Below are 430 nucleotides of genomic sequence, written 5' to 3' on the forward strand. Positions count from 1 at the left end.
GATCCCGACGCCATGGCGACTACCCTTACCGATTGATCAATAGCCTGGGCTTCTGCGACGATGCGATGGGCTACCAGAGTGATCATGACGGTGCTCCCACCCGAACCACTTACCTCGAAGATCCGTGGGTCGGCTGCGACGCGACCTGTCACCGTCACTGCGGCTCCTTCCTGGGCAAGCTCAGCAACACCGGTGTGGTGGACAACGAGGTCGCGCATTCCGGCGCTCATGAGGACGGTCAACCCCACCGCGGCGGATACCACAACCAACCACGCCTTACGCTTTACCGCGATCATGCCTGCGGCAAGGCATCCAATTCCGGCACTAAGAATCATCCAGCGATGACCGCCGGTACCGACAGCAGCCATCCCACATGCCGTGATGGCCACCGGAACCATGCGCACATCGGGGGTCGAAACAACCTGGCGTT

The 430-nt window shown here is 61.2% G+C and carries 1 protein-coding gene; it reads right to left on the minus strand.

The window, feature by feature from the left end; translation table 11 throughout:
- The coding region (locus K5Q99_RS23230) for a DUF4131 domain-containing protein (protein ID WP_220778164.1) at positions 1–368 on the minus strand (368 nt) is incomplete at its 3' end.
- Positions 369–430 lie beyond the last annotated feature (62 nt).

This window comes from Shewanella hafniensis, from assembly GCF_019655335.1.
In the GTDB taxonomy this organism is placed as follows: domain Bacteria; phylum Pseudomonadota; class Gammaproteobacteria; order Enterobacterales; family Shewanellaceae; genus Shewanella; species Shewanella hafniensis.